The organism is Cupriavidus cauae, assembly GCF_008632125.1.
GTDB lineage: Bacteria > Pseudomonadota > Gammaproteobacteria > Burkholderiales > Burkholderiaceae > Cupriavidus > Cupriavidus cauae.
The window spans coordinates 1-22,784 of the sequence record NZ_VWRN01000053.1; the positions used below are offsets into that span (position 1 = coordinate 1).

The window sequence follows — 22,784 nt, forward strand, 5'->3', positions numbered from 1 at the left end:
CGGTCGGCCGGCTCGACGCGCGCGCACGGCGGCGCGCGGGCCTGGCCTTCGTGCCCGAGGAGCGCCTGGGCCGCGGCGCGGTGCCGGGCATGAGCCTGGCCGACAATACGCTGCTGTCGCACCAGGACCCGCCCTATGTGCGGCGCGGCCTGGTCTCGCCCAAAGCGGCGGCCGGGCTCGCGGCCGCGATCATCCAGCGCTTTCGCGTCAAGGCAGGCGGCCCGGACGCGCTGGCGCGCAGCCTGTCGGGCGGCAACCTGCAGAAGTTCATCGTGGGCCGCGAGATCGAGAGCGGCCCCGGCGTGCTGATCGTCGCGCAGCCGACCTGGGGCGTCGACGTCGGCGCCGCCGCGCAGATCCACAACGAGCTGCTGGCGCTGAAGGCGACCGGCTGCGCGATCCTGGTCGTCTCGGAGGAGCTCGACGAGCTGTTCGCGATCTGCGACCGGTTGCACGTGATCGCCAAGGGGCGGCTGTCGCCGTCGATTCCGGTGGAAGACGCCACGCGCGAACAGATCGGCCTGTGGATGAGCGGGCTGTGGCAAGGCGGACCGGGCGGCCACGACGAAGGCCGGCATGACGTCGCGGAGGCACGCGTCCATGGCTAAATCGCTCGGCTTCGTCTTTCCCCTGTCGCTGGCCCCGCGCGGCCTGCCCTCGCGCCCGATGGCCTATGCCTCGCCGGTGATCGCGCTGGCACTGACCCTCGCTTTCGGCGCGCTGCTGTTCGTGCTGCTCGGCAAGGACCCGATGGCCGCGCTGAAGGTCTTCCTCGTCGATCCCGTCAAGGACAAGCGCGCGCTCGGCGAGGTGCTGCTGAAAACCGTGCCGCTGGTGCTGTGTGCGCTCGGGCTGTCGGTCTGCTACCGGGCCAACGTCTGGAACATCGGCGCCGAGGGACAGCTGATCCTCGGCGGCATCTTCGCCGCGGCGACGGTGCTGTGGTTCGATGTGCCGGGCCACCAGGCGAGCGCCACGAGCGGCACGGCCGTGCTGGTGCTGGCCTCGCTCGCCGGCATCGCCGGCGGCATGCTGTGGGCCGGCATCACCGCGCTGCTGCGCGACCGCTTCAACGCCAACGAGATCCTGGTCTCGCTGATGCTGACCTATATCGCGCAGCAGCTGATCCTCTACGTGGTCAACGGCCCGCTGAAGGATCCGCAGGGCATGAATTTCCCGCAGTCCAAGGTGTTCTCGTCCGAGTTCCTGCTGCCCAACCTGATGTCGGGCTCGCGGCTGCATGCCGGCTTCGTCGTGATGCTGGTGCTGGTGGCGGTGATGACGGTGTTCCTGTTCCGCAGCTTCGCCGGCTACCGGCTGCAGGTCGGCGGCACCGCGCCGTCCGCGGCGCGCTACGCCGGCTTCTCGGCGCGCGCCTCGCTGTGGATGGCGTTGCTGATCTCGGGCGGCTTTGCCGGGCTGGCCGGGGCCTTCGAGGTGGTGGGGCCGATCGGCCAGCTGCTGCCTTCGATCTCGCCGGGCTATGGCTTCACCGCGATCATCGTCGCCTTCGTCGGCCGGCTGCATCCGGTCGGCGCGGTGTTCGGCGGCATCGTGATGTCGCTGTTCTATATCGGCGGCGAGATGGCGCAATCGCGCCTGGGCCTGCCGTCGGCCATCGGCTGGGTGTTCCAGGGGATGCTGCTGTTCTTCCTGCTCGCCTGCGACAGCCTGATCGACCACCGCCTGCGCTGGCGCGCGGCGGCCGTCCGATAGTCCCCCGGCCCCCCACCGATATCCCCATGGAACAATTCGCTCCCCTTGTCGCCACCGCGATCAATGCCGGCACCCCGCTGCTGCTGGCCGCGCTGGGCCTCTTGATCAACGAACGCGCCGGCGTGCTGAACCTGGGCGCCGAAGGCATGATGCTGGTCGCCGCGGTGTTCGGCTTCATGGTCGGCTACCAGACCCAATCGCCGCTGCTCGGCTTCGTCGCCGGCGCGCTGGCCGGCATGGCGATGGCCACGCTGTTCGCCTGGCTGGCGCTGGTGCTGGCCACCAATCAGGTCGCCACGGGCCTGGCGCTGTCGATCTTCGGCACCGGCCTGTCGGCCTTCATGGGCCAGCGCTTCGTCGGCCATGCGATGCCCGCGCAGGGCAGCAAGGTGCCGGGCCTGGCCGACCTGCCCTTCGTCGGCCCGGCCTTCTTCCAGCATCACTGGATGGTCTATGTCAGCGTGCTGCTGTGCCTGGCGATCATGTGGTTCCTGTTCCGCACGCGCGCCGGGCTGACGCTGCGCGCGATCGGCGAATCGCCCGAGTCGGCGCACGCGCTCGGCTATCCGGTGCGCTGGATCCGTTTCGCCGCGCTGCTGTTCGGCGGCGGCTGCTGCGGGCTGGCGGGCGCCTACCTGTCGCTGGTCTATACGCCGATGTGGGTCGAGAACCTGGTCGCCGGACGCGGCTGGATCGCGCTGGCGCTGACCACCTTCGCCACCTGGCGGCCCGGCCGCGTGCTGGTCGGCGCCTGGCTGTTCGGCGGCGTGACGATCCTGCAGTTCTATCTGCAGGGCATCGGCGTCTCGGTGCCGTCGCAGATCCTGTCGATGCTGCCGTACGCGGCCACCATCGTCGTGCTGGCGCTGATCTCGCGCAATCCGGCGTGGATCCGCCTGAACATGCCGGCGTCGTTGGGACGGCCGTTCCGCCCCGGCAACGCCTGAACCGTTTCGATCGGCGGCGCGGCGAACAGGGGTCGCCGCGGGGCCGCGCCCGCCGTCTGCAAGCAGAGCCAACCCGCCTGGCATCCCGCATGCTTCCGCATATGTCCCGCATGCATTCGCACATTCAACACAAGGAGAAATCGATGAACGTCACGCGCAGGAAGTCCCTCGCGACGCTGGCCGCCACCACGCTGCTGGCGGTCGCCACGCTGGCCGGCTGCGGCAAGAAGGAGGCAGAGCAGCCCGCGCCGGGCGCCGCCTCGGCCCCGGCCGCCGCGGGCCAGGCGGGCGAGCCGCTGAAGGTCGCCTTCGTCTATATCGGACCGGTCGGCGACGCCGGCTGGACCTATGCGCACGACCGCGGCCGCAAGGCGGTCGAGGAGAAGTTCGGCGACAAGGTCAAGACCACCTACGTCGAGAACGTGCCCGAGTCGGCCGCCGACGCCGAGCGCGTGTTCCGCGACCTGGCCAGCCAGGGCAACAAGCTGATCTTCGGCACGACCTTCGGCTACATGGAGTCGATGCTGAAGGTCGCCCGCGAATTCCCGGACGTCCGCTTCGAGCACGCGACCGGCTTCAAGACCGCCGAGAATCTCGCCCAGTACGACGTGCGCACCTACGAGGGCGCGTACCTCGCCGGCGTGGTCGCGGGCAAGATGAGCAAGACCGGCAAGATGGGCGTGGTCGCCTCGGTGCCGATCCCCGAGGTGATCCGCAACATCGACTCGTTCGCGCTCGGCGCGCGCAGCGTCAATCCGAACGCAACCGTCAAGGTGGTCTGGGTCAACAAGTGGTTCGATCCGGGCAAGGAGCGCGAGGCCGCGACCACGCTGATCGGCCAGGGCGTCGACATGCTGATGCAGAACACCGACTCGGCCGCCGTGGTGCAGACCGCGCAGGAAAAGGGCGTGCACGCGTTCGGCTGGGACAGCGACATGAGCAAGTTCGGTCCCAAGGCCCATCTGGCGGCGTCGGTGATCTCGTGGGGCGTCTACTACAACAAGGTGGTCGGCGACGTGCTCGGCGGCCAGTGGACCAATGGCACCACCTGGTGGGGCCTGAAGGAAAACATGATCGACCTGACCGGCTTCAACGCCGACGTGCCCGAGGACGTCAAGGCGCTGGTCGCCGAGCGCCGCCGCGGCATCATCGAGGGCAGCTCGCCGATCTGGAAGGGCCCGATCAAGGACAACACCGGCAAGGAGCAGCTCGCCGAAGGCCAGGTCGCCGACGACAAGTTCCTGCACGGCATCAAGTTCTACGTCGAGGGTGTGGAGGGGCAGATTCCGGGTTGATGGCGATCGACAGCGCTGGCCGTCGTAGTTCCCCCTCGTAGTTCTCCCCTCTCCCGCCAAGGCGGGAGAGGGGTCGGGGGAGAGGGCGAACTGCGCTGGCACACGCTGGCGCCGCTCGCATGACGACCTGCCTTTCCCTCTCCCCCAGCCCCTCTCCCGCGCGCGGGAGAAGGGAGCAAACCCTCCCCTGCCTTCACCACATCGCCGCGGGGAACTTGAACCCCGCCCGATCGGCCCAAGCTATCCTGTTGTCGTGCCGCGCATTTCCAGCCGCGGGTGCACAGTGTGAAGGAGGCCTCTCATGTGGAAACGATTCTCGGCGCTTTGGACGCTCGCGCGGCGCGATGGGCGCCTGCTCTGGCATGCGCTGCGGCACCCCGACGCGCCAGGCTGGCTCAAGCCGGCGGTGATCGGCGTGGTGCTGTACGCGCTGTCGCCGATCGACCTGATCCCCGACGTGGTGGCGGGACTGGGCATCGTCGACGACCTGGTGCTGATCCCGCTGGCGGTTCACCTGATCCTCAAGCGCCTGCCGCCGCATATCCTGCGGCAAGCGCAGATGCGGTCGGCAGCGACCACGGTCCGGCCGCGCTGAGCACGCGATAAGAGCAAAAGAAGCAGCAAGAGAAAAGGGCGCCACTGGCGCCCTTTCTCGTTGCGGCCCGACTGCGGCCCCTGCTGCGGCCCGACTGCGACCCCTACTGCGACCCCTACTGCGGCCTGATTGCCGCCTGATCGCAGCCTGATCGCCGCCTGCCGCGCGCTTACGGAATCAGCACGGTCGACCCGGTGGTCTTGCGCGCTTCCAGTTCGCGATGCGCCTGCGCGACCTCGGACAGCGGATAGCGCTGGCGCACCTCGATCTTGACCTTGCCGCTGCGCACGATGTCGAACAGCTCGGCCGCCATCGGCTCGAGCAGGTCGCGCTGCGTGACATAGGTCATGATGGTCGGCCGCGTCAGCTTCAGCGAGCCCTTGGCGCCCAGCACCGAGATATCGACCGGCGGCACCGGGCCCGAGGCATTGCCGAAGCTGACCATGGTGCCGCGCGGCGCCAGGCAGTCCAGCGAATCGTTGAAGGTGTCCTTGCCGATCGAGTCGTAGACCACCGCGACGCCCTTGCCGCCGGTGATCTCCTTGACGCGGTCGAGGAAGGACTCGCGCGTGTAGACGATGGTGTGGTCGCAGCCGTGCGCGCGCGCCAGCGCGGCCTTGTCGTCGTTGCCGACCGTGCCGATCACGGTGGCGCCCAGCGCCTTCAGCCATTGCGAGGCGATCAGGCCGATGCCGCCGGCGGCGGCGTGCAGCAGCACGGTGTCGCCCGGCTGCACGCGGTAGGTGTCGCGCACCAGGTATTGCACCGTCATGCCCTGCAGCATCATCGCCGCGGCCTGCTCGAACGAGATGTCGTCCGGCAGCCTGACGACGATGTCGGCCGGCATCACGCGCACCTGCGCATAGGCGCCGGTCGGACGACCGGCATAGGCGACGCGATCGCCCACGCTCAAGTGCGTCACGCCCGGCCCGACCGCCTCGACCACGCCGGCCCCTTCCATGCCGATCCCGCCGGGCAGCGGCTGCTTGTACAGCCCGGTGCGGAAATAGACGTCGATGTAGTTCAGGCCGACCGCCTCCTGCCGGATGCGGATCTCGCCCGGGCCGGGCTCGCCGACCTCGACGTCGACCCACTGCATCACTTCAGGACCGCCGTTCTCGAAGATGCGGATGGCTTTGCTCATGGTTCGGTTCTCCTTGGGGATGATCGGATGGAAGCGCCGCGGGGTCCCGGCGACCCCGCGCCCGGCTCAGCCGGCCGGCGCCTCGGCGCGGCGCCGCATTTCGGCGATCAGCATGTCGGCGGTCGCCACATTGGTCGCGCACGGCACGTCGTGCACGTCGCAGGCGCGCACCAGCGCGTTGATATCGGGTTCGTGCGGCTGCGGCGTCATCGGGTCGCGCAGGAAGATCACCGCGGCGACGCGGCCCTCGGCGAGCTGCGCGCCGATCTGCAGGTCGCCGCCCCACGGGCCGGACAGCATGCGCGTGACCTGCAGTCCCACCTCGTCGATCAGCCGGCCGCCGGTGGTGCCGGTGGCCAGCAGCTCGCAGTGCACGAGGAAGTCGCGGTGGCGGCGGGCGAAGGCGACGATGTCGTCCTTCTTGCGGTCGTGCGCGATCAGCGCGATGCGCGGCGGTACCGCGGCGACAGGGGTGGTCGTCATGCGCGCGCTCAGAAGGTGCCGGGGTAGGCGCCGCCGTCCAGCAGGATGTTCTGCGCGGTGATGTACGCGGCCTGCTTGCTGCACAGGAAGGCGCAGGTGGCGCCGAACTCGGCCGGATCGCCGAAGCGGCGCGACGGATTCTGCACGGCGCGGCGCTGGGCGACCTCGTCGACCGTCAGGTTGGCCTTCTTCGCCGCGCCTTCCATGGTCTTGTACAGGCGGTCGGTATTGAACGGCCCCGGCAGCAGGTTGTTGATGGTCACGCCATGCTGCGCGACCTCGCGCGCCACGCCGGCGACGAAGCCGGTCAGGCCCGAGCGCGCGCCGTTGGACAGGCCCAGCACGTCGATCGGCGCCTTGACCGCGCCGCTGGTGATATTGATGATGCGGCCCCACTTGCGCGCGATCATGCCGTCGACGGTGGCCTTGATCAGTTCGATCGGCGTCAGCATGTTGGCGTCCAGCGCGGCGATCCAGTCCTCGCGGTTCCAGTCGCGGAAGTTGCCCGGCGGCGGGCCGCCCGCGTTGTTGACCAGGATGTCGAGGTCGCCGAGCTTGGCCGCGGCGTCGAGCGCCTGCCGGCGGCCTTCCGGCGTGGTGATGTCGGTCGCCACCGCGATCACGCGGCGGCCATGGCGCGCGCGCAGGTCGGCGGCGGCCTTGTCCAGCGCCTCGGCGCCGCGCGCCACGATCACCACGTCGACGCCCTCGGCGGCCAGCGCATCGGCGCACGCAAAGCCCAGTCCCTTGCTGGCGCCGCACACCAGCGCATGCTTGCCTCGCAGTCCGAAATCCATGCTCCCTTCTCCTTGATTCGCTAATTGTCCAAGCTTGTTCGAGCGCGCGCCGTTGCGTGGCTCACGCGCTCGCCGTCACGTCGATTCAGCCGCGCGCGGTCTTGCCGCGCGACAGCAGATAGATGCCGCCCATCACCAGCGCGCTGCCGGCCAGCTGCACCACGGTGATCGGCTCGCCCAGCAGCCAGAAGCCGAGGAACAGCGTCGACACCGGGCCGATCATGCCGGCCTGCGAGGCCATCGGCGCGCCGATGCGCGCCACCGCCATCATCGTCAGCGACACCGGCAGCACGGTGCAGAACACCGCGTTGATCACCGACAGCCACATCACCGGCGCCGGCTGCAGCAGCTCGCCCCACGGGCGCCCCAGCACCAGATATTGCACCACGCAGCAGGCGGTGGACACGCACATCGCATAGGCGACCAGCCGCAGCGAGCCGATGCGCGCCACCAGCTCGCCGCTGGCGATCAGATAGACCGCGTAGCTGAGCGCGCTGCCCAGCACCAGCGCGGCGCCGAGCCAGACCTGGCTGCCGCTGACGTCGAGATCGTGGGCCAGCACCAGCACGATGCCGGCATAGGCCAGCAGCAGCGAGATCCATTGCTGGCGGCTGATATGACGCTTGAAGCCGAAGGCGGTGGCCAGCACGACGAAGGACGGCGTCAGGAACAGGATCAGCCGCTCCAGCCCCGCGGTGATGTACTGCAGACCGAGGAAATCGAGAAAGCTCGACAGGTAGTAGCCGATGAAGCCGAGCATCAGCACGCGGCCGCGATCGGCCCACGACAGCGGCGGCAGCCGCATCGACTGCCACCAGCCGATCGCCATGAACAGCGGCACCGCGAACAGCATGCGCAGCGTGATCACCATCACCGCGTCGACGTTGTAGCGGTACATCAGTTTGGCGACGATGGCCTTGCCGGAGAACAGCACCGCGCCGATGGCGGCGACGGCAAGCCCGGTGCGCTGCCGCGCGCCGGCGGAGGCGCCGGCGGGGCTGGCGAGGGATTTCTGGGAAGCGGGCACGGGTATGGTGCAAACGGCCTGTCCGCGCGCGGTCGCCGACAGGCGGGCGCGGCAAGGCATGACGTCGGGAAATTTTGTTTGGCATTGCCGCCCGACAATGCCGCCGGACAGACGCGAGGATTGTATGTCAAAAGGCGCAAAGGCATCGGACGGGGCTTCGTCGCCGCCCCTCAGGCGGGCCCCGGCGTCCGATGGTTCGACCCGCAGCGTTTGTGGCGTTGCCAGGCACCGTGTCCCCGCTTTCGCGCGGACCGGGGGACGACCCGGAGCCCATCCATTACAATCCGGCACCACCGGGGCGATCCCCCGGATTCCGCCCTGCCCTCACCGCCAGCCGCTACCCGCCATGAAGCAAGATCCGCGTTTCCCCAACCTGTTCATCCTCGACCACCCGCTGATCCAGCACAAGCTGTCGCACATGCGCGACCGCGACACGTCGACGCGGACCTTTCGCGAGCTGCTGCGCGAAATCACGCTGCTGATGGGTTACGAGATCACGCGCAGCCTGCCGCTGACCACGCGCCATATCGACACGCCGCTGGTCAGCATGGACGCGCCGGTGATCGCCGGCAAGAAGCTGACCATCGTGCCGGTGCTGCGCGCCGGCGTCGGCATGAGCGACGGCCTGGTCGAGCTGATCCCGTCGGCGCGGATCGGCCATATCGGCGTCTATCGCGACGAGCATCATCGTCCGGTCGAATACCTGGTGCGGCTGCCCGACCTGGAGGACCGCAGCTTCATCCTGTGCGATCCGATGGTCGCCACCGGCTATTCGGCGGCACATGCGGTCGACGTGCTCAAGCGCCGCGGCGTCAAGGACGAGGCGATCACCTTCGTCGCGCTGGTGGCGGCGCCCGAGGGCGTCGAGGTCTTCCAGAAGGCCCACCCGAACGTGAAGCTCTACGTGGCCTCGCTCGACAGCCATCTGGACGAGCACGCCTACATCGTGCCGGGCCTGGGGGATGCGGGCGACCGGCTGTTCGGCACCAAGAACTGATGCGGGGGCGGGGGCGGGGGCGGGGGCCGATGCCGGGGCCGGCCCCCGCCGCCGCGCCTTAGCGGCGCTTGCGCCCCGACCCCAGCAGGCTGCCCAGCACACCGCGGATCAGCTCGCGGCCGACCTGCGAGCCGACCGTGCGGGCGGCCGACTTGGCCATCGATTCGAGGATCGAATCGCCGCGGCCGCTCTTGCCGGTGCCGCGCGTCAGGCCGCCGAACAGATCGCCGGCCTCGTCGAGCCAGCCGCGTTCGCCGGCCTGCTGCGGCGCGGGCTGGCCTGCGCCCTGCCCGCCGTTCTGCGCACCGTTCTGCCCCTGCCCGGCCTGCGCATCCGCCTCCTGCGCGGCCCTGCCCTTGAGCCGCTCGTAGGCCGATTCCCGATCGACGGCCTTCTCGTAGGTGCCCGCCACCAGCGACGAGGCCAGCAGCTGCTTGCGCTCGGCCTCGTCGATCGGGCCGATGCGGCTGCCCGGCGCCAGCACCCACGCGCGCTGCGTGATGCCGGGCGTGCCCTTGGCGTCGAGCAGCGAGATCAGCGCCTCGCCCACCGCCAGCTCGCCGATCGCCTTCTCGACGTCCAGCTCGGGATTGGCGCGCATCGTGGTGGCGGCCACCTTGACCGCCTTCTGGTCGCGCGGCGTGAACGCGCGCAGCGCATGCTGGACGCGGTTGCCCAGCTGCCCCAGCACGGTGTCCGGAATATCGATCGGATTCTGCGTGACGAAGTACACGCCGACGCCCTTGGAACGGATCAGCCGCACCACCTGCTCGATCTTCTCGAGCAAGGCCTTGGGTGCGTCGTTGAACAGCAGGTGGGCCTCGTCGAAGAAGAACACCAGCTTGGGCTTGTCGAGGTCGCCCGCCTCGGGCAGCTTCTCGAACAGTTCCGACAGCAGCCACAGCAGGAAGGTCGCATACAGCCGCGGCGCGTGCAGCAGCTTGTCGGCGGCCAGGATATTGACCATGCCCAGACCCTTGTCGGTCTGCATGAAGTCGTCCAGGTTCAGCATCGGCTCGCCGAAGAACACGTCGGCGCCCTGCGATTCGAGCGCGACCAGGCCGCGCTGGATCGCGCCGATCGACGCGGCCGAGATATTGCCGTACTCGGTGGTGAACTGCGAGGCGTTGTCGCCGACGTGCTGCAGCATCGCGCGCAGGTCCTTGGCGTCGAGCAGCAGCAGGCCATTGGCATCGGCGATGCGGAACACCAGGTTCAGCACGCCCTGCTGGGTGTCGTTGAGCTCGAGCATGCGCGACAGCAGCAGCGGGCCCATGTCGGACACGGTGGCGCGCACCGGATGGCCCTTCTCGCCGAACACGTCCCACAGCGTGGTCGGGCACGCGCCCCAGACCGGCTCGGGCAGGCCCAGGTCGGCCAGCCGCCTGGCGAGCTTGTCGGACAGCTGGCCGGGCTGCGAGATGCCGGTCAGGTCGCCCTTGACGTCGGCCATGAAGACCGGCACGCCGAGCCGCGAGAAGCCCTGCGCCAGCGTTTGCAGCGTCACGGTCTTGCCGGTGCCGGTGGCGCCGGTGATCAGCCCGTGGCGATTGCCCATCTGTGGCAGCAGGGCCAGTTCTTGCTGGGCGTTCTTGGCGATAACGATGGGGTCGGCCATGCTGGGGCTCCGGTGAATAAGGACGCGATGACGAGGCGATGATGAAGCGATGGTGCCGGGATAGTGCGGCGATGGTGCGGTGCCACGAAGCCCGCCCGGCCCGGCGCGGCAAGGGCCGGGCCTGCGGTCTGGCACGCAGGGCCGCGTGATAAAATCCCGGGCTGATTATATCCAGCAGTGATTGCCAGCAGTCATGGCCTGCCGCTGATGATTCCATCACCGGCGCGTGCATCGCAACAGGCCGCGTGGGCGCGCTCAAGCGCCCGCCGGTCCGGCCGCCAGCCTTCGGCCATGCTGCCCTTGCCGCGCTGCACGCGCCTCGCGTACCTGTTCCGCCTCGGAGAGAAACATGGCCGGTCATTCCAAATGGGCCAATATCAAGCATAAGAAAGCCGCAGCCGACGCCAAGCGCGGCAAGATCTGGACCCGCCTGATCAAGGAAATCACCGTCGCCGCCAAGCTCGGCGGCGCCGATGCCGATTCGAATCCGCGCCTGCGCCTGGCCGTGGACAAGGCCATGGACGCCAACATGCCCAAGGACAACATCCAGCGCGCGATCCAGCGCGGCGTGGGCGGTCTGGAAGGCGCCAGCTACGAGGAAATCCGCTACGAGGGCTACGGCCTGTCGGGCGCCGCGATCATCGTCGATTGCCTGACCGACAACCGCACCCGTACCGTCGCCGAAGTGCGCCACGCCTTCTCGAAGCACGGCGGCAACATGGGCACCGAGGGATCGGTGGCCTTCATGTTCACGCACTGCGGCCAGTTCCTGTTCGCGCCGGGCACGCCCGAGGACAAGCTGATGGAGGCCGCGCTCGAGGCCGGTGCCGACGACGTCGTCACCCACGAGGACGGCTCGATCGAGGTCACCTGCCCGCCCAACGATTTCGGCACCGTCAAGACGGCGCTGGAAGCGGCCGGCTTCAAGGCCGAGGTCGCCGACGTCGTGATGAAGCCGCAGAACGAGGTCAGCTTCACCGGCGACGACGCCGTCAAGATGCAGAAGCTGCTCGACGCGCTGGAAAACCTCGACGACGTGCAGGAAGTCTTCACCAACGCAGTGATCGAGGACTGAGCCGGCGCTTCCGCCCCCTCCCCTCTCCCCGGCGGCCGTCGCGACATCGATGCAGCGGCCGCCCTCCCCAAAGCTTTATCTTCTGGCAGTGGATCATGAAAGTATTGGTTGTCGGCTCGGGCGGACGTGAACACGCGCTGGCCTGGAAACTGGCCCAGTCGCCCAAGGTGCAGGTCGTCTACGTGGCGCCGGGCAACGGTGGCACGGCGCTGGACAAGCGGCTGCAGAACGTCCCGGTGACCGACCCGGTGGCGCTGGCGGACTTCGCCCGCCAGGAGAACGTGCATTTCACCGTGGTCGGTCCCGAGGCGCCGCTGGCGGCCGGCATCGTCGACGTGTTCCGCGCGCAGGGCCTGCGCATCTTCGGCCCGAGCAAGGCGGCCGCGCAGCTGGAGTCGTCGAAGGACTTCGCCAAGGCCTTCATGCACCGGCACCAGATCCCGACCGCCGCCTACCAGACCTTCGCCGACGCCGGCCAGGCGCACGCCTACATCGACGCGCAGGGCGCGCCGATCGTGATCAAGGCCGACGGCCTGGCCGCGGGCAAGGGCGTGGTGGTCGCCACCACGCTGGAAGAGGCGCACGCCGCGGTCGACATGATGCTGGCGGACAACAAGCTCGGCGATGCCGGCGCGCGCGTCGTCATCGAGGAATTCCTGGAGGGCGAGGAAGCCAGCTTCATCGTGATGGTCGACGGCGCCAACGTGCTGGCGCTGGCCACCAGCCAGGACCACAAGCGCCTGCTCGACGGCGACGCCGGCCCCAATACCGGCGGCATGGGCGCCTATTCGCCGGCGCCGGTGGTCACGCCCGCGCTGCATGCGCGCGTGCTGCGCGAGATCATCATGCCGACCGTGCGCGGCATGGAGAAGGACGGCATTCCGTACACCGGCTTCCTGTACGCCGGCCTGATGATCGACCGCGACGGCAATCCGAAGACGCTGGAATTCAACTGCCGCATGGGCGATCCCGAGACCCAGCCGATCATGGCGCGTCTGAAGACGGACCTGTTCGACGTGATGGAGCACGCGGTCAACGGCCGGCTCGACGCGGTCGAGCTCGACTGGGACCGCCGTACCGCGCTGGGCGTGGTGATGGCCGCGCACGGCTATCCGGACGCACCGCGCAAGGGCGACCTGATCACCGGCATTCCGGCCGAGACCGACGACAGCGTGACCTTCCACGCCGGCACCACGCTGGCCGACGGCAAGCTGCTGACCAATGGCGGCCGCGTGCTGTGCGTGGTGGGCCTGGCCGATACCGTCAAGGCGGCGCAGCGCGCGGCCTATGCGGCGGCCCAGCAGATCCACTTCGACGGCATGCAGTACCGCTCGGATATCGGGTATCGCGCGATCAAGCGCTGAGGTCCCTGTCCCTTGGGCCGGCTCCGCCTTGTTCTCCCTCTCCCCCTTCACGGGGGGAGGGCCGGGGACAGGGGGTGGTCTCAAACCACGTCGGCGATAGCGATGCCCTTGCCCCCTCCCCCGCCCCTCTCCCGCAGGCGGGAGAGGGGAGAAATGCCCTGAGGCTGTCCTGACGCTCCCCCGCGTGCCGGCCCCGCCGCACCATGACGGGGCAGCGGCTACAATCCTGACCATGCTCATGATCGATTCCCAGGCAGTCCGCGCCTATCTGCTGGATCTGCAAGACCGCATCACGGATGCCGTCGCCGCCATCGACGGACAGCCGTTCGCCACCGATGCCTGGGAAAAGCCGCCCACCGAGCGCCTGCGCGGCAGCGGCCGCACCCGCATCCTCGAAGGCGGCGCGGTGATGGAGCGGGCCGGCGTCGGCTTCTCGCACGTGCGCGGCGACGCGCTGCCGCCCTCGGCCAGCGCCAACCGGCCCGAACTGGCCGGACGCGGCTTCGAGGCGATGGGGGTCTCGCTGGTGTTCCATCCGCGCAATCCCTACGTGCCCACGGTCCATATGAACGTGCGCTGCTTCCTGGCGGTCAAGGAAGGCGCCGAGCCCGTCTGGTGGTTCGGCGGCGGCATGGACCTGACGCCCTACTACGGCAATGCCGACGACTGCCGGCATTTCCACACCACCTGCAAGCGCGCGCTCGATCCGTTCGGCGCCGAGCTGTATCCGCGCTTCAAGCGCTGGTGCGACGAGTATTTCTTCCTGAAGCATCGCGGCGAGGCGCGCGGCGTCGGCGGCGTGTTCTTCGACGACTTCTCCGCGCTCGGCTTCGACGACAGCTTCGCGATGATGCGCGCGGTCGGCGACGGCTTCCTCGACGCCTACCTGCCGATCCTGCAGGCGCGCAAGGACACCCCTTACGGCCCGCGCGAGCGCGACTTCCAGGCCTATCGCCGCGGCCGCTATGTCGAATTCAACCTGGTGTTCGACCGCGGCACGCTGTTCGGCCTGCAATCGGGCGGCCGCACCGAATCGATCCTGATGTCGATGCCGCCGCAGGCCGCCTGGCGCTACGACTGGCAGCCCGAGCCGGGCAGCGCCGAAGCGGCGCTGTACACGGATTTCCTGCCGGCGCGCGACTGGGTCTGAACCTCACCGATGAACATCACTGCCCCCGCCGCCAGCGCGCCGAACCGGCCTGCCCAGGCCGACGATCCGGATCCCGCCCGGCACGGCCGCCCCTGGCGCCTCGGCATCCTCGGCGGCACCTTCGATCCGCCCCATGTCGGCCACCTCGCGCTGGCGCGGCTGTGCATCGACCATCTGCAGCTGGACGAGCTGCTGTGGATCCCTACCGGCCAGTCGTGGCAGAAAGGCAACGACGTGACGCCGGCCGCCGACCGGCTGGCGATGACCGAGCTGGCCGCCGCGGCGCTGGCCGACGCGCCGGCGCGGGTCCACGCCAGCCGCATGGAGGTCGATCGCGCCGGCCCGAGCTACACCATCGACACGGTGCGCCAGCTGCGCGAGCAATACGGCCCGGAAGCCTCGCTGGCCTGGCTGATGGGCGCCGACCAGTTGCTGCGCCTGCACACCTGGCATGGCTGGGAGGATCTGCTCGACTACGTCCATCTGTGCGTCGCGACCCGGCCCGGCTTCGCGCTGGACCGGCTCGACGGCCCGGTGCGCGACGCGCTGGCCCAACGCCGCGCCGACGCGCACCTGATACAATCCACGCCCTCCGGCCGGATGTGGATCGACCAGACGCTCGCCGTCGACCTCTCCTCCACCGCCCTGCGCCAGCGCCTCGCCGCCGGCCAGCGCGCGGATGACCAACTCCCCCCGGGCGTGGCACACTACATCGCCACCCACGGACTCTATCGCCAGGACTGAGCAGGACCGTGGAACCGGGCCGGCCGTTGGCAATGGCCCGGGACGCGGCCACGGCCACCGATCCCTCGCTGACAAAATACAAGGGCACCACCAAGGCACCATGGATATTCGCAAACTGCAACGCGCCATCGTCGATGGCCTCGAGGACGTCAAGGCACAGGACATCAAGGTGTTCGACACCACGCACCTGACCGAACTGTTCGACCGCGTGGTGATCGCCAGCGGCACCTCGAACCGGCAGACCAAGGCGCTGGCCGCCTCGGTACGCGACACCGTCAAGGAAGCCGGCGGCCACATCGTCGCGGTGGAAGGCATGGAGACCGGCGAATGGGTGCTGGTCGACTGCGGCGACGCGGTGGTGCATATCCTGCAGCCGCAGCTGCGCCAGTACTACAACCTGGAAGAGATCTGGGGCGACAAGCCGGTGCGGATCAAGCTCGGCAGCACCGGCAAGGGGCTGATCAAGGCCAGCGAGCCGATGGACGACGAGGACGACGAGGACGCAGGCCAGAAGGCGCCGCGCGCCCGCGCCACGCGCCGCGCCGCCGGCGAACGCCCGGCGCTGGCCCGCCTGCCCGAAGGCATGAAGGAGCCTTCGCCGCCGATGGGCCACGAGGACACCGATCCGGACGCGATCGCCACGCAGCGCAAGCCGGTCGCCCGCCCCCGCACCACCAGCAGCAGCGGCGCCGCGCCGGCGCGCAAGGCCCCGGCCCGCACGGGTACCGGCAGCGGTACCGGCGCCGCCCGCAAGGCCGCGGCCAAGACCGCCACCAAGACTGCTACGAAGACCGCTGCCAAGACGGCGGCCAGGACGGGAACCGGCACCGGCACCGGCACCGGCACCCGTACCGCGGCCAAGAGCACCGCCACGCGCAGCGCCGCCGCCAAGACCGCGGCACCGCGCAAGCGCGCCACGCGCTCGGCCTGAGCCGGGTCCCATCCCGCAGCAGCGCGTCGCCGTGCAGTTGCTGATCGTCGCGGTCGGACACAAGATGCCGGCCTGGATCGAGGCGGGCTTCGCCGAGTATGCCAAGCGCATGCCGCCGGAGCTGCGCATCGTGCTGCGCGAGATCAAGCCCGAGGCGCGCACCGCCAGCAATAACGCCGCGACCGTGATGCAGCGCGAGGCCGCGCGCATCGAGGCCGCGCTGCCGCGCCAGTGCCGCATCGTCGCGCTGGACGAACGCGGCCGCGACCTGACCACGATGCAGCTGGCCGAGCAGCTGACCGGCTGGCAGCGCGAGGGCGGCGACGTCGCCTTCCTGATCGGCGGCGCCGACGGGCTCGACCCCGCGCTGAAGGCGCGCGCGCAGACGCTGCTGCGGCTCTCGAGCCTGACGCTGCCGCACGGCATGGTGCGCGTGCTGCTGGCCGAGCAGCTGTACCGCGCCTGGACCGTCACGCAGAACCACCCTTACCATCGGGTCTGATCCCTGCTCGCCCGGTCTGAACCGTCGTCCCACCCTTGTCCCTGAGCGCGCCCGCCGCGCCCGTGCCACCGTGCTCCACGACGTCCTCTACCTCGCCTCCCAAAGCCCCCGCCGCCGCGAACTGCTGACCCAGCTCGGCGTGTCCTACCAGCTGCTGCTGCCCGACGACGACGAAGACGCCGAGGCGCTCGAAGCGGTGCTGCCCGGCGAGACGCCGGACGACTACGTGCAGCGCGTCTGCGCGCTGAAGGCCGAGGCCGCGCTGCGCCGCCGCGAGCGCCGCGCGCTGCCCGATGCGCCGATCCTGACCTCCGACACCACGGTCTGCCTGGACGGCCGCATCCTCGGCAAGCCCCAACATGCGGACGACGCCGCGGCGATGCTGGCGGCGCTGTCCGGCACCACGCACCGCGTGCTGACCGCGGTGACCGTGGCCTCGACGCTCGGCGCGCACCATGCGCTGTCGATCTCCGAGGTCAGCTTCCGCGCGATGCGCGAGGACGAGATCGCGCGCTACGTGGCCAGCGGCGAACCGCTCGGCAAGGCCGGCGCATATGGCATCCAGGGCCGCGCCGCCGAGTTCGTGCAGCGGATCGCGGGAAGCTATTCGGGTATCATGGGCCTGCCCCTGTTCGAGACGGCAGCGCTGTTGCGACAGGCCGGCCTGCGCTTCTGAGGCGCGGCGCCGGAACGCCGCAACGCCACGACGCCACAACGCCGGGCAAGCCGAACATGGCGCCGGTCCCCCACCGACCGCGCCGCCCGGCATCCAGGGGACCAACCTGCTCCGCCGCGACGGACAACCGTCGACGGAGCCAGCCAGCCGGCGACGGATCGCACAAAACATGACCGAAGACATCCTCGTCAATATCACCCCGCAGGAAACACGCGTGGCCATCGTGCAGCAGGCCGCGGTGCAGGAGCTTCATGTGGAGCGCACGCTGACGCGCGGACTGGTCGGCAATATCTATCTGGGCAAGGTGGTGCGCGTGCTGCCCGGCATGCAATCGGCCTTCATCGACATCGGGCTCGAGCGGGCCGCGTTCCTGCACGTCGCCGATATCTGGCACCGGCGCGAGCCGGACCGCAACGGCAGCACGCAGCTGGCGATCGAAAAGACGCTGTTCGAGGGCCAGGCGCTGATGGTGCAGGTGATCAAAGACCCGATCGGCACCAAGGGCGCGCGGCTGTCGACCCAGGTCAGCATCGCCGGCCGCACGCTGGTCTATCTGCCGCAGGACCCCCATATCGGCATCTCCCAGCGGATCGAGGGCGAAGTCGATCGCGAGGCGCTGCGCGCGCGCGTGCAGGGGCTGGTGCCGGAGGAGGAGCGCGGCGGCTTCATCGTCCGGACCATCGCCGAGGAGGCGACCGACGAGGAGCTGGGCAACGACATCGCCTACCTGCGCAAGATCTGGGGCGCGATCCGGCTCAATGCGACCACGCTGCCGGCGCCGAGCCTGCTGTACCAGGACCTGAGCCTGGCCCAGCGCGTGCTGCGCGATTTCGTCAATGACGCCACCGGCGTGATCCAGGTCGATTCGCGCGAGAACTACCAGAAGCTGGTCGAGTTCGCGCAGGAATACACGCCGGCGGTGCTGCCGCGGCTGTCGCACTACACCGGCGAGCGGCCGATCTTCGACCTGTTCAATATCGACGCGGAAATCGAGCGTGCGCTGTCCCGGCGCGTCGACCTGAAGTCGGGCGGGTATCTGATGATCGACCAGACCGAGGCGATGACGACGATCGACGTCAACACCGGCGGCTATGTCGGCGCGCGCAATTTCGACGACACGATCTTCAAGACCAACCTGGAGGCGGCGCACACGATCGCGCGCCAACTGCGCCTGCGCAATCTCGGGGGCATCATCATCATCGACTTCATCGACATGGAGAACGCCGAGCACCGCGACGCGGTGCTGTCGGAACTGAAGCGCGCGCTGTCGCGCGACCGCACCCGCATCACCGTCAACGGCTTCTCGCAGCTGGGCCTGGTCGAGATGACGCGCAAGCGCACGCGCGAATCGCTGGCGCACGTGCTGTGCGAGCAGTGCCCCGTCTGCCAGGGCAAGGGCCAGGTCAAGACGCCGCGCACGGTGTGCTACGAAATCCTGCGCGAGATCATGCGCGAGTCGCGCCAGTTCAATCCGCGCGAGTTCCGCATCCTGGCCTCGCAGGAAGTGATCGACCTCTTCCTCGAGGAGGAAAGCCAGCATATGGCGATGCTCGGCGACTTCATCGGCAAGCCGATTTCGCTGCAGGTCGAATCGACCTTCCATCAGGAGCAGTACGACATCATCCTGATGTAGGCCTCGATGTCGGCGTTGATGTCGGCGTCGATGTCGGCGCGGCCCGCCCGCGTTCCGCCCGGAACGCGCCCTCAGGGTCAGACCGCATGCCATCCCCGCACCAATCTTCTATAACGATTAGGAGGATGGCGCGCGCCTGGCGCGGCGGCGGGAGCGGACGATGACACGCTGGAATGACGCAATGGCCCAAGGGCCGTCGGCGCGGCGGATCGCGCCATGGGCAGGCCCGCTGCTTCCCGGACTACCGGCAGGAATACGGGCAGGAATACCGGTGCGATTAGCGGCGGGACTGGCGGCAGGACTGGCGGCAGGACTACCGGCGCGAGCGGCAGCGAGGCTACCGCAGGCACTACCGGCGGCACTGCTCGCGGGACTGCTGGCCTTGCCGGGCTGCACGCCCGTGCAGGAACTGGCCAAACGCGCGCCCTCGTTGCCGCCGGCCGCGCCCGAACGGCAGGTCACGCCCGCCCCTCCTCCACCGATTCCCTCGCGCGTGATCGAGCTCGCCGGCTATTGCAGCCGCACCGAGGACGACGGCTTTCGGGAAGAGGCGCGCGTGCGCGTCGCCGCGAACGAGGTCCAGGCGTTGAACTGGAAGCTGTGGGTGCCCCGGCGACGCGGCTCCTGCGCCTTCGATCTGAGCGAATTCAGGCAGGTCCAGAAGGCCCCGCATATCGAACTGGTGGCGCGCGACGACAGCGGCTGCAAGCTGATGGTGTGGCAGGACCCGCGGCGCGTCACGCTGGCCCATGCCAATTGCCAGAAGCGCTGCACGCCGGGAATCTACGAAGAAGCGTGGCCGGTGATGTTCGACCCGGCCAGCGGCATGTGCGCGCAGGTCAAGTAGGCCGGCCACACAACACGCCGCACGCTACACGCTGCTCGCCGCAAGCCCCAGGCCATCGGTCACAAGCCACCCACCGGACGACACCGGACGGCGCGCGGCGCGCCACGCGCCATACGACTGCGGCGCCGGCCGGCGCGCCGCCACGCCCGCGCCTGGCATTTCAGCCGCGCTTGACCCAGACCACCAGGCCGCCCGCGATGCCGAGCGTGCGCCGGTCCGGACGATAGTCCATGGTGCCGGGGAACTGCTGCGCGTCGCGCTGGCCGATGCGCCAGGCGCAGCCATCCAGCAGCGCGATCGCCTCGGCCTCGGGCTTGCCGACCAGCGCGTCGTCGGCCAGCTTGTCGGCGGCGCAGCCCTGCGGCGTGGCGGCGCCTCCCATCGGCGGCGGCGGCGGGCCCGGCGGCGGTTCGCTGGCGCAGGCGGTCAGCATGGCCGCGCCGGCAGCGGCGCCAGCCAGCCGGCCCGTGCGGGTCAGACGAGGCAGCAGCGGGTAACGAAGCGCGGAAACAAGCGCGGAAAGAAGCGAGGTAAGACGCGATCGGTCGACGATCCTTGGCATGCAATCTCCTTGCAGGTCGGGAGCGGACGGCATCCGCCGTCCGCGGGCGAGACGGCCGGTCCCGGCACCGGATTACGGCTTGGCCTTCGGCACACGTCCCATCAGGAAGAACTCGTCGTTGGGACGCATGCCGATGGTGTTGGCCATCCGGTTGGACAGGCCGAAGAAGGCGGTGATGGCGGCGATGTCCCACGCGTCCTCGTCGGAGAAGCCGTGCGGGCGCAGCGCCTCGAAATCGGATTCGTCGATCTCGTGCGAGGCCTGGCAGACCTTCATCGCGAAATCGAGCATCGCGCGCTGGCGCGGCGGCAGGTCGGCCTTGCGATAGTTGACCGCGACCTGGTCGGCCAGCAGCGGCTTCTTCTCGTAGATGCGCAGGATCGCGCCGTGCGCGACCACGCAATACAGGCACTGGTTGACGCCGGAGGTGGCGACCACGATCATCTCGCGCTCGCCCTTGCTCAGTCCGCCCTCCTTGTCCATCAGCGCGTCGTGATAGGCGAAGAAGGCGCGGAACTCGGCCGGCCGGTGCGCCAGCGCGAGAAAGACGTTGGGAACGAAGCCGGCCTTCTCCTGCACCGCCAGGATGCGCTCGCGGATATCGTCCGGAACCTGCTCCAGCGTCGGCACCGGATAGCGGCTGATCGGCTTGCTGTCGACACTGCCGCCGGACTTGCCGGCTGCCGCGCCCTGCGCGGCACGGCCTTGCTGCGATTCGCTCATCGTGGTCTCCTCGGTTGATTCCGGTCCATCCGTCCGCCGGCATGGCCGTCGCGCGGCGCGCGAGGCATGCCACAGTATCGGCCAGCCACGGCGGCACGCCAAGCGAGGCCGGCCGGTGGCGCACCGCACCGCACCGAATCGCACCGCGGCACGGCGCCCCCGCGGCAGGCTTACTGCGTCGCGAACTGGATCCGGTGCAGCCCGGCGTACAGCCCGTTCGCGGCCAGCAGCTCGGCATGGGTGCCGTGCTCGGCGATGCGTCCCTGATCCAGCACCGCGATGCGGTCGGCGTTCTCGATGGTCGACAGGCGGTGCGCGATCACCAGCGTGGTACGGCCGACCATCAGCGATTCCAGCGCGGCCTGGACCTGGCGCTCGGACTCCGAATCCAGCGCCGAGGTGGCCTCGTCCAGGATCAGGATCGGCGCGTCCTTGTACAGCGCGCGCGCGATCGCCAGGCGCTGGCGCTGTCCGCCCGACAGCTTCATGCCGTTGTCGCCGATATTGGTCTGCAAACCCTCTGGCAGCCCCTTGACCACGTCGGTCAGGTAGGCGGCCTCGAGCGCGCGTTCGACCCGCGCCATGTCGATCTGGTCGGCCGAGTGCACGCCGTAGGCCACGTTGGCGGCGACGGTGTCGTTGAACAGCACCACGTCCTGGCTGACGAAGGCGATCTGGCGGCGCAGGTCCTTCAACGCCAGCGCATCGAGCGGCTGGCCGTCGAGCAGGATGCGCCCTTCGGTCGGGTCGAAGAAGCGCGGCACCAGGTTGACCAGCGTGGTCTTGCCGCTGCCGGACGGGCCGACCAGCGCCAGCACCTCGCCCGGGCTGACCTGCAGCGACACGTCCTGCAGCGCCGGGCGCCCGGCGTCGCCATAGCGGAAGCCGACGCGCTCGAACACCAGCTCGCCGCGCGCGCGGTCCAGCGGCAGCCCGCCCTGCTGCGGCTCCACCGGCTCGTCGATCAGCCGGAAAATCATCTCGGCGGCGGTCATGCCGCGCGTCAGCGGCTGGTTGATGTCGGTCAGGTGCTTCAGCGGCGAGATCAGCAGCAGCATCGCCATCACGAAGCCGGTGAAGCCGCCGATGGTGGTCTGGTTGCCCTGCGCCTGCACCATCGCGATGGTGATGATCACCGACAGCGCCAGCGCGGCCAGGAACGCAGTGACCGGCTGGTTCAGCCCGCCCGCGACCGCCATCCGCATCGAATAGTTCTTCAGCCGCTCGGCCATCGCGCGAAAGCGCGCCAGCTCGTAGGTCTCGCCGCCGTGCAGCTTGACCACCTTGAAGCCGCCCGCCGCTTCCTCGACGACATAGGCGGCGCTGTTGGTCAGCGTCTGGTGCTCGCGGTTGAGCTTGCGCAGGCGCCGGTTGATCTTCGACATCAGGTAGCCGATCACCGGCAGGATCACCGCGACGATCAGCGTCAGCCGCCAGTTCGTGTAGAACAGGTAGATCAACAGCGCGACCACCGTCAGCGAATCGCGCACCAGCGTGATGAACACGCTGGTCAGGATCTGCAGCACCTGGTTGACCTCGAAGATCACCGCATTGATCAGCGACGCCGCGGTATTGCGATGGAAGAACATCGCCGGCACATGCAGCATGCGCTCGAACATCTGCAGCCGCATCTTCAGCAGCACGCGGTTGGAGATCAGGCTCAGCAGATAGCCGGAGGCGAACTGCGCCAGGCCGCGGATCAGCGCGACGCCGGTCAGGATCGCCGGCACATGCCACAGCTTGCCGGCGTAGTCGCCGCCGAAGCCCTTGTCCAGCAGATCGTTGACGACCTTGGGGATCACCCCTTCGCTGGCGGCCACGACGGCCATCGCGACGATGGCGGCGATGAAGATGCGCAACTCCGGGCGCAGGTAGGACCAGAGTCGTCTCGCCATATTGTTCTGTGGCGCGGAAGCTTCAAGGGGAGTGTGAGTTGCCATGGAGTACTGAGGCGAGGA

The 22,784-nt window shown here is 69.3% G+C and carries 22 protein-coding genes and 1 pseudogene; 15 read left to right on the forward strand and 8 right to left on the reverse strand.

What is annotated here, in order from left to right; genetic code table 11:
* The 5 genes and pseudogenes from F1599_RS18955 to F1599_RS18975 form a co-directional block, all read left to right on the forward strand.
* A pseudogene (locus tag F1599_RS18955) lies at positions 1–608 on the forward strand (ABC transporter ATP-binding protein); the annotation flags it as partial.
* Complete coding sequence (locus F1599_RS18960) at positions 601–1,716, forward strand: ABC transporter permease (RefSeq protein WP_149317938.1); 1,116 nt, start codon at positions 601–603, stop codon at positions 1,714–1,716. The pseudogene F1599_RS18955 and the gene F1599_RS18960, both read left to right, overlap by 8 nt.
* A 26-nt stretch (positions 1,717–1,742) precedes the next feature.
* Positions 1,743–2,663, forward strand: a complete 921-nt coding sequence (locus tag F1599_RS18965; protein WP_150084128.1) for an ABC transporter permease — start codon at positions 1,743–1,745, stop codon at positions 2,661–2,663.
* Between the two features lie 143 nt (positions 2,664–2,806).
* A complete protein-coding gene (locus F1599_RS18970) occupies positions 2,807–3,958 on the forward strand; it encodes a BMP family ABC transporter substrate-binding protein (RefSeq protein ID WP_150084129.1) in 1,152 nt (383 codons plus the stop codon).
* Between the two features lie 301 nt (positions 3,959–4,259).
* Entirely contained in the window at positions 4,260–4,553 is a 294-nt protein-coding gene (locus F1599_RS18975) for a YkvA family protein (protein ID WP_149317935.1), read from the forward strand.
* Between the two features lie 169 nt (positions 4,554–4,722).
* On the opposite strand, the gene F1599_RS18980 is transcribed toward F1599_RS18975, so the two are convergent.
* The 4 genes from F1599_RS18980 to F1599_RS18995 form a co-directional block, all read right to left on the reverse strand.
* Positions 4,723–5,697, reverse strand: a complete 975-nt coding sequence (locus tag F1599_RS18980) for a quinone oxidoreductase family protein (protein WP_149317934.1) — start codon at positions 5,695–5,697, stop codon at positions 4,723–4,725.
* A gap of 66 nt (positions 5,698–5,763) precedes the next feature.
* Positions 5,764–6,180, reverse strand: a complete 417-nt coding sequence (locus F1599_RS18985; protein ID WP_150084130.1) for a methylglyoxal synthase — start codon at positions 6,178–6,180, stop codon at positions 5,764–5,766.
* Between the two features lie 8 nt (positions 6,181–6,188).
* On the reverse strand, positions 6,189–6,977 hold the full coding sequence (locus F1599_RS18990; protein WP_150084131.1) for an SDR family oxidoreductase: 789 nt from the start codon (positions 6,975–6,977) through the stop codon (positions 6,189–6,191).
* 85 nt (positions 6,978–7,062) lie between these two features.
* Positions 7,063–8,004 carry a DMT family transporter gene (locus F1599_RS18995; protein WP_149317931.1) on the reverse strand — a complete coding sequence of 314 codons (942 nt, stop codon included), beginning with the start codon at positions 8,002–8,004 and terminating at the stop codon, positions 7,063–7,065.
* Positions 8,005–8,350: 346 nt separating this feature from the next.
* Between F1599_RS18995 and upp the strand changes: the two genes are divergently transcribed.
* Positions 8,351–9,001, forward strand: a complete 651-nt coding sequence (gene upp, locus F1599_RS19000; RefSeq protein ID WP_006577223.1) for a uracil phosphoribosyltransferase — start codon at positions 8,351–8,353, stop codon at positions 8,999–9,001.
* A gap of 58 nt (positions 9,002–9,059) precedes the next feature.
* On the opposite strand, the gene F1599_RS19005 is transcribed toward upp, so the two are convergent.
* Positions 9,060–10,619, reverse strand: a complete 1,560-nt coding sequence (locus tag F1599_RS19005; RefSeq protein ID WP_150084132.1) for a helicase HerA-like C-terminal domain-containing protein — start codon at positions 10,617–10,619, stop codon at positions 9,060–9,062.
* Positions 10,620–10,968: 349 nt separating this feature from the next.
* Between F1599_RS19005 and F1599_RS19010 the strand changes: the two genes are divergently transcribed.
* The 9 genes from F1599_RS19010 to F1599_RS19050 all read left to right on the forward strand — a co-directional run bounded on the left by F1599_RS19010 (position 10,969) and on the right by F1599_RS19050 (position 19,541).
* Positions 10,969–11,694 (forward strand): YebC/PmpR family DNA-binding transcriptional regulator, encoded by a 726-nt coding sequence (locus F1599_RS19010; protein ID WP_149317928.1) that lies wholly within the window; start codon positions 10,969–10,971, stop codon positions 11,692–11,694.
* A gap of 95 nt (positions 11,695–11,789) precedes the next feature.
* The gene (purD, locus tag F1599_RS19015; protein ID WP_149317927.1) at positions 11,790–13,058 is read left to right on the forward strand and encodes a phosphoribosylamine--glycine ligase; all 1,269 of its coding nucleotides are present in this window, start codon (positions 11,790–11,792) and stop codon (positions 13,056–13,058) included.
* 238 nt (positions 13,059–13,296) lie between these two features.
* Positions 13,297–14,208, forward strand: a complete 912-nt coding sequence (gene hemF / locus F1599_RS19020; protein ID WP_150084133.1) for an oxygen-dependent coproporphyrinogen oxidase — start codon at positions 13,297–13,299, stop codon at positions 14,206–14,208.
* Positions 14,209–14,217: 9 nt separating this feature from the next.
* On the forward strand, positions 14,218–14,952 hold the full coding sequence (locus F1599_RS19025; protein ID WP_150084134.1) for a nicotinate-nucleotide adenylyltransferase: 735 nt from the start codon (positions 14,218–14,220) through the stop codon (positions 14,950–14,952).
* Between the two features lie 100 nt (positions 14,953–15,052).
* Positions 15,053–15,883: a ribosome silencing factor gene (gene rsfS, locus F1599_RS19030; protein WP_190286409.1), complete on the forward strand. Its 831-nt coding sequence runs from the start codon at positions 15,053–15,055 to the stop codon at positions 15,881–15,883.
* 31 nt (positions 15,884–15,914) lie between these two features.
* A complete protein-coding gene (gene rlmH / locus F1599_RS19035; protein WP_150084135.1) occupies positions 15,915–16,385 on the forward strand; it encodes a 23S rRNA (pseudouridine(1915)-N(3))-methyltransferase RlmH in 471 nt (156 codons plus the stop codon).
* Between the two features lie 70 nt (positions 16,386–16,455).
* Positions 16,456–17,061, forward strand: a complete 606-nt coding sequence (locus tag F1599_RS19040) for a Maf family protein (RefSeq protein ID WP_150084136.1) — start codon at positions 16,456–16,458, stop codon at positions 17,059–17,061.
* Positions 17,062–17,230: 169 nt separating this feature from the next.
* A complete protein-coding gene (rng, locus tag F1599_RS19045; RefSeq protein ID WP_149317922.1) occupies positions 17,231–18,694 on the forward strand; it encodes a ribonuclease G in 1,464 nt (487 codons plus the stop codon).
* 271 nt (positions 18,695–18,965) lie between these two features.
* Positions 18,966–19,541, forward strand: a complete 576-nt coding sequence (locus tag F1599_RS19050) for a hypothetical protein (protein ID WP_395896451.1) — start codon at positions 18,966–18,968, stop codon at positions 19,539–19,541.
* Between the two features lie 160 nt (positions 19,542–19,701).
* On the opposite strand, the gene F1599_RS19055 is transcribed toward F1599_RS19050, so the two are convergent.
* The 3 genes from F1599_RS19055 to msbA form a co-directional block, all read right to left on the reverse strand.
* A complete protein-coding gene (locus F1599_RS19055) occupies positions 19,702–19,974 on the reverse strand; it encodes a hypothetical protein (RefSeq protein ID WP_223819805.1) in 273 nt (90 codons plus the stop codon).
* A 201-nt stretch (positions 19,975–20,175) separates the two neighbouring features.
* On the reverse strand, positions 20,176–20,826 hold the full coding sequence (locus tag F1599_RS19060) for a peroxidase-related enzyme (RefSeq protein WP_223819763.1): 651 nt from the start codon (positions 20,824–20,826) through the stop codon (positions 20,176–20,178).
* A gap of 170 nt (positions 20,827–20,996) precedes the next feature.
* Entirely contained in the window at positions 20,997–22,721 is a 1,725-nt protein-coding gene (gene msbA / locus F1599_RS19065) for a lipid A export permease/ATP-binding protein MsbA (protein WP_190286410.1), read from the reverse strand.
* Positions 22,722–22,784 lie beyond the last annotated feature (63 nt).

Coding starts and splice junctions, on each gene's coding strand:
- F1599_RS18960 (WP_149317938.1), top strand. CDS start 601: ATGGCTAAATCGCTCGGCTTCGTCTTTCCCCTGTCGCTGGCCCCGCGC.
- F1599_RS18965 (WP_150084128.1), top strand. CDS start 1,743: ATGGAACAATTCGCTCCCCTTGTCGCCACCGCGATCAATGCCGGCACC.
- F1599_RS18970 (WP_150084129.1), top strand. CDS start 2,807: ATGAACGTCACGCGCAGGAAGTCCCTCGCGACGCTGGCCGCCACCACG.
- F1599_RS18975 (WP_149317935.1), top strand. CDS start 4,260: ATGTGGAAACGATTCTCGGCGCTTTGGACGCTCGCGCGGCGCGATGGG.
- F1599_RS18980 (WP_149317934.1), bottom strand. CDS start 5,697: ATGAGCAAAGCCATCCGCATCTTCGAGAACGGCGGTCCTGAAGTGATG.
- F1599_RS18985 (WP_150084130.1), bottom strand. CDS start 6,180: ATGACGACCACCCCTGTCGCCGCGGTACCGCCGCGCATCGCGCTGATC.
- F1599_RS18990 (WP_150084131.1), bottom strand. CDS start 6,977: ATGGATTTCGGACTGCGAGGCAAGCATGCGCTGGTGTGCGGCGCCAGC.
- upp (WP_006577223.1), top strand. CDS start 8,351: ATGAAGCAAGATCCGCGTTTCCCCAACCTGTTCATCCTCGACCACCCG.
- F1599_RS19005 (WP_150084132.1), bottom strand. CDS start 10,619: ATGGCCGACCCCATCGTTATCGCCAAGAACGCCCAGCAAGAACTGGCC.
- F1599_RS19010 (WP_149317928.1), top strand. CDS start 10,969: ATGGCCGGTCATTCCAAATGGGCCAATATCAAGCATAAGAAAGCCGCA.
- purD (WP_149317927.1), top strand. CDS start 11,790: ATGAAAGTATTGGTTGTCGGCTCGGGCGGACGTGAACACGCGCTGGCC.
- hemF (WP_150084133.1), top strand. CDS start 13,297: ATGATCGATTCCCAGGCAGTCCGCGCCTATCTGCTGGATCTGCAAGAC.
- F1599_RS19025 (WP_150084134.1), top strand. CDS start 14,218: ATGAACATCACTGCCCCCGCCGCCAGCGCGCCGAACCGGCCTGCCCAG.
- rsfS (WP_190286409.1), top strand. CDS start 15,053: ATGGATATTCGCAAACTGCAACGCGCCATCGTCGATGGCCTCGAGGAC.
- rng (WP_149317922.1), top strand. CDS start 17,231: ATGACCGAAGACATCCTCGTCAATATCACCCCGCAGGAAACACGCGTG.
- F1599_RS19055 (WP_223819805.1), bottom strand. CDS start 19,974: ATGCTGACCGCCTGCGCCAGCGAACCGCCGCCGGGCCCGCCGCCGCCG.
- F1599_RS19060 (WP_223819763.1), bottom strand. CDS start 20,826: ATGAGCGAATCGCAGCAAGGCCGTGCCGCGCAGGGCGCGGCAGCCGGC.
- msbA (WP_190286410.1), bottom strand. CDS start 22,721: ATGGCGAGACGACTCTGGTCCTACCTGCGCCCGGAGTTGCGCATCTTC.